Raw genomic sequence first — 5,225 nt, forward strand, 5'->3', positions numbered from 1 at the left:
TGGTTCCTCCACCAACTCGAAGGACCCACCCCCACCTACAACATCCCCACCACCCTCCGCCTCACCGGCAAACTCGACACCCACGCCCTCCACCAAGCCCTCCACGACCTCGTCACCCGCCACGAAAGCCTGCGCACCACCTTCACCGAGGACGAGCAGCACGGACCGCGCCAGGTCATCCACGCCTTCGACCCGGCGAGCCTTCCGCTCCCCACGGTCCGGACGGGCGAGGCCGAACTGGAGGCGAGGCTCTCCGAGGCCGCCCACCACGCGTTCGACCTCACGGCAGACATCCCGGTCAAGGCGACCCTGTTCCGGATCTCCCCGACCGACCACGTGCTCCTGCTCCTGATCCACCACATCGCCAGCGACGCCTGGTCCCGCACCCCGCTGGCCCAGGACCTGACCGCCGCCTACACCGCCCGCACCCAAGGCACGGTCCCCGACTGGACCCCGCTCCCCGTCCAGTACGCCGACTACGCCCTCTGGCAGCGCACCATCCTCGGCGACGACACCGACCCCCACAGCACCGCCGGACGCCAGCTCACCTACTGGCAGAACACCCTCGCCGACCTCCCCGAACAACTCGACCTGCCCACCGACCGCCCCCGACCAGCCGTCGCCGGCCAGGTGGGCGACCGGGTCGCGTTCACGCTCACCCCGGAGCTCCACGAGCGGCTCACCACCCTCGCCCGCACCACCAGCACGAGCACATTCATGCTGGCCCAGGCCGCGCTCGCCACCCTGCTGACCCGCCTCGGCGCGGGTACCGACATCCCCATCGGCACCCCCATCGCCGGACGCACCGACGACGCCACCGACCACCTCATCGGCATGTTCATCAACACGCTCGTCCTACGCACCGACACCAGCGGCAACCCCACCTTCCGCGAACTCCTCGACCACACCCGCCTGACCGACCTGGACGCCTACGCCCACCAAGACCTCCCCTTCGAACGCCTCGTCGAAGCCCTCAACCCCACCCGCACCCTCTCCCACCACCCCCTCTTCCAGGTGATGCTCAACCTGAACACGGCGGCGGAAGCCGCCGCCGACGGTGCACTCACGCTGCCCGGGCTGCGGGTGACCCCCGAGCGCAGCAGGCTCAGCGTCGCCAAGGTGGATCTCGCCTTCGTGCTCGCCGAAACCCGTGACGGCGAGGGCCGGACCGCAGGCCTGACCGGTGCGCTGGACTACCGCACCGACCTGTTCGACCGGTCGACGGCGCAGTCCCTGGTGGACCGCTTCGTCCGCGTGCTGGAGGAGGTCACGGCCGACCCCGACGTCCGGCTCTCCAAGGTCGGGATCCTGAGCCCGGCCGAACGCGATCAGCTGCTCGACGCCTGGGCCGGACCCGCGCTGGAGGACCTGGACACCACCCTGCCGCAGATGTTCGAGGCCCAGGCCACCCTGACCCCCGACGCGGCGGCCGTGGTGTTCGGCACGACGACGCTGTCGTACGGCGAGCTCAACGCCCGGGCGAACCGGCTGGCGCATCTGCTGCGTCAGCAGGGAGTCCGGCCGGGGACGCCGGTGGTCATGCTGATGGAGCGGTCCCCGGCCCACGTCGTGGCCACCCTCGCCATCTCCAAAGCCGGCGGCGCCTACGCCCCGCTGCACGACACCTATCCGCTCGACCGCATGCGCTTTGTCGTGGAGGACACCGCGGCCTCGCTGATCCTCACCGACCGGGGGGAGGCCGAGCGGGCCGCGGAGCTCGGCGCACGGGTCCTGGTGGTGGACGAGTACGGTGCACCGGCCACACAGCACCCGGACGGCAACCTGAGCGTGGGGCTGCGCCCGCAGGACCTGGCGTACGTGATGTACACGTCCGGGTCCACGGGCCGGCCCAAGGGCGTGGCCGTCACCCAGCGCGGTGTCGTCGACCTCGTACGCGACCACGCCTGGCAGCCCGGCACACACGCCCGGGTGCTGCTGCACGCACCGCACGCCTTCGACGTGTCCTCCTACGAGCTGTGGGTGCCGCTGATCTCCGGTGGAACCGTCGTCGTGGCACCGCCCGAGCAGCTGGACGCCGCCTCCATCCGCGAGCTGATCACCACCCACGGCATCACCGCGATCCACCTCACCGCGGGCCTGTTCCGGGTCATCGCCGAGGAGGCCCCGGAGTGCTTCGCCGGCGTACGGGAGGTCCTGACCGGTGGTGACGTGGTCTCGCCCGCCGCGGTCGCCCGGGTGCTGGAGCACGCACCGGACACGGTGCTGCGCCACCTGTACGGTCCGACGGAGACGACGCTCTGTGTGACCCAGCACGAGGTACGCGCCCCGTACTCCGCGCAGGCGACCCTGCCCATCGGACGGCCGATGGGCAACACCCGGGCCTATGTGCTCGACCAGTACCTCCAGCCGGTGCCGGCAGGCGTGCCGGGAGAGCTCTTCATCTCGGGCGGCCTGGCGCGCGGCTACCTGCACCGCACCGAGCTGACCGCCGAGCGGTTCGTCGCCGACCCGTACGGCGTGGCCGGTGAGCGGATGTACCGCACGGGTGACCTCGTACGTCTCAACCGCGCGGGCGAGCTGGAGTACCTGGCCCGGGCCGACGACCAGGTCAAGATCCGCGGATTCCGCGTGGAGCTGGGCGAGATCGAGACCGCGCTGGCGAGCCGCGTCGAGCTGGCCCAGGCGGCCGTGATCGTCCGCGAGGACCGGCCCGGGGACCGCAGGCTGGTGGCCTATGTGGTGGGCGATGGCCGTACGGACGGGGTGGACGCGTCCGCACTGCGCTGCTTCGTACGGGAGACCCTGCCCGACTACATGGTGCCGTCGGCGTTCGTCACCCTCGACGCGCTGCCGCTGACCGCGAACGGCAAGCTCGACCGCAAGGCGCTGCCCGCCCCGGACTACACCCCGGTGTCCACCGGGCGTTCGGACCTCACGCCGGTCGAGGAGAGCCTGCGCACGCTGTTCTGCGAGGTCCTGGGGCTGGAGACGGTGGGCGTCGAGGACGGCTTCTTCGACCTCGGCGGCGACAGCATCCTCTCCATCCAGTTCGTCAGCCGCGCCCGCGCGGCCGGCTTCACGCTGGCCGTCCGCGACGTCTTCGAGCACCAGACGGTGGCCGCTCTGGCCGAGGCGCTCACCGGCCGGGACACCGGTGCCCCGGCGGAACTCCCGGAAGTCGATCCGCACGGCCCGGTCCCGGCCACCCCGGTGATGGCCCGGATCCACGAACTCGGTCTGGGCGGAGACGACTTCAACCAGTCGGTGGTGGTGTCGGTCCCGGCGGGGCTGGTCCCGGCCCGGCTGGCCGCCTCGCTCCAGAAGATCCTCGACCATCACGACGCGCTGCGGCTGCGGGTCGGCGCGGACGGCGCCATGGAGGTCCTGGAGCCCGGCGCCGTGCCGGCCGCCGGCGTCCTCTCCCGCGCCGAGGCGCCCGGTGCCATGCCCGCCGAGGACATCGAGGAGCTCGTCACCGGACTGGCGACCGCCGCCCGTGACCGTCTCGCGCCCGCCGAGGGCCGCATGGTCCAGGCCGTGTGGCTGGACCGCGGAGCCGAAACCGAGGGCCTGCTGATCCTGGTCGCCCATCACCTCGTGGTCGACTCGGTGACCTGGCGGATCGTGGTGCCGGACCTGGCGGCCGCCTACGAGGGCGGGGAACCCGCCCCCGTAGGCACCTCGTGGCGCCAGTGGGCCACCGCACTCGCGGGGCTCTCCACCGACCCCCGGGTCGAGGCCGAGCTCGGCCACTGGGAGGGCACGGCTGCGGGTGACAACCCGCTGCGGGTGGACCGTACGCGTGACGTCCACGCACAGGCGGGCCGCATCAGCCTCAGCCTGCGCGCGGAGACGACCGAGGCCCTGCTCACCTGGGTCCCCCGCACCGTCAACGCCGGCGTCAACGACGTGCTGCTGACCGCCTTCGCCCTCGCCGTCGCCGACTGGCGGCGCGGCCGGGGCGGCGACCCCGACGCCCCGGTGGTGGTCGACCTGGAAAGCCACGGCCGCCACGAGGACGCCGTACCCGGCGCCGAACTCAGCCGCACCGCAGGCTGGTTCACTGCGATGTACCCCGTACGGCTGGCGCCGGCCGTGGCCGACTGGAGCATGCTCCAGCGGGACGGGGCGGCCCTCGGCGACGCCCTCAAGCAGGTCAAGGAGCAGCTGCGCGCCGTCCCGGGCGACGGCCTCGGCTACGGCCTGCTGCGCCACCTCAACCCCACCACCGGCCCGCGGCTCGCCGCGCTCCCCGAACCCGGGTACGGCTTCAACTACCTCGGGCGCAGGACGGCCCCGGCCTCGGGCGACCCCGGACCGTGGAGCGTGATCGGCGGCGGTGTCGCGGGCTTCCGGCCGGCGGCGCCCATGGCCCACGCCGTGGAGGTCAGCGCGGTGGCGCACGACGGCGAGCACGGACCCGAGCTGCGCGCCGACTGGACCTACGTACGGAGCCTGATCACCGACGAGGACGCCCGGAACCTGGCCGAACTCTGGTTCCAGGCCCTCGAAGCCCTGGTATCGCACGCAGGCCGCCCCGATGCGGGAGGCCTCACCCCGTCCGACGTGACCCTCGCCTCTCTCAGCCAGTCCGAGATCGAGGAGTTCGAAGCCGACCTTGAGTCCGAGTGGGAGATAGAGCAGTGAGCCAGCAACCGTCTCGTTCGCGCAGCAAGATCGAGGACATTCTTTCCCTCTCCCCGCTGCAAGAGGGCTTCCTGTTCCTCAGCCTGTTCAACACCGACGGGCTGGACGTCTACGTCAGCCAGCTCGCCTTCGAGCTGGAGGGACCGTTCGACGCGGCCCGGATGCAGGCAGCGGGGCAGGCCCTGCTTCAGCGGCACGCCAACCTCCGGGCCGGATTCCGGCAGCGCAAGAACGGCAGCTGGGCGCAGCTCGTTCTGCGCGAGGTGGAACTCCCGTTCACCGAAGTTGACTTGACCGGGCTGACGGAGGAGGAGCGGCAGGCCGAGGCCGCCCGACTCGCCACCGAAGACCGCGCGAAGCGCTTCGACCTGGGCCGCCCGCCGCTGCTGCGGTTCACGGCGATCCGGCTGGCCGAGAACCACGTCCGGCTGGTGATGACGAACCACCACATCGTGCTCGACGGCTGGTCGATGCCGGTGCTGCTCCGCGAGCTCATGGCCCTGTACGCCGCCGGCGGTGAAACGGGTGACGGGGCGGGTCTGCCGCGGGTGCGGCCGTACCGGGACTACCTGGCGTGGCTGGACGGCCGGGACCGGGAGGCGGCGCGGGAGGCGTGG

The 5,225-nt window shown here is 72.1% G+C and carries 2 protein-coding genes; both read left to right on the plus strand.

Annotated features, from left to right (window positions below):
- On the plus strand, nt 1–4,608 hold a 4,608-nt coding region (locus ACWDYJ_RS35890; protein ID WP_451569800.1), incomplete at its 5' end, for an amino acid adenylation domain-containing protein.
- Nucleotides 4,605–5,225 (plus strand): condensation domain-containing protein (locus ACWDYJ_RS35895; protein ID WP_451569801.1); only part of this gene is annotated, 621 nt, incomplete at its 3' end. The genes ACWDYJ_RS35890 and ACWDYJ_RS35895, both read left to right, overlap by 4 nt.

It is taken from the genome of Streptomyces sp. NPDC003042, assembly GCF_053591315.1.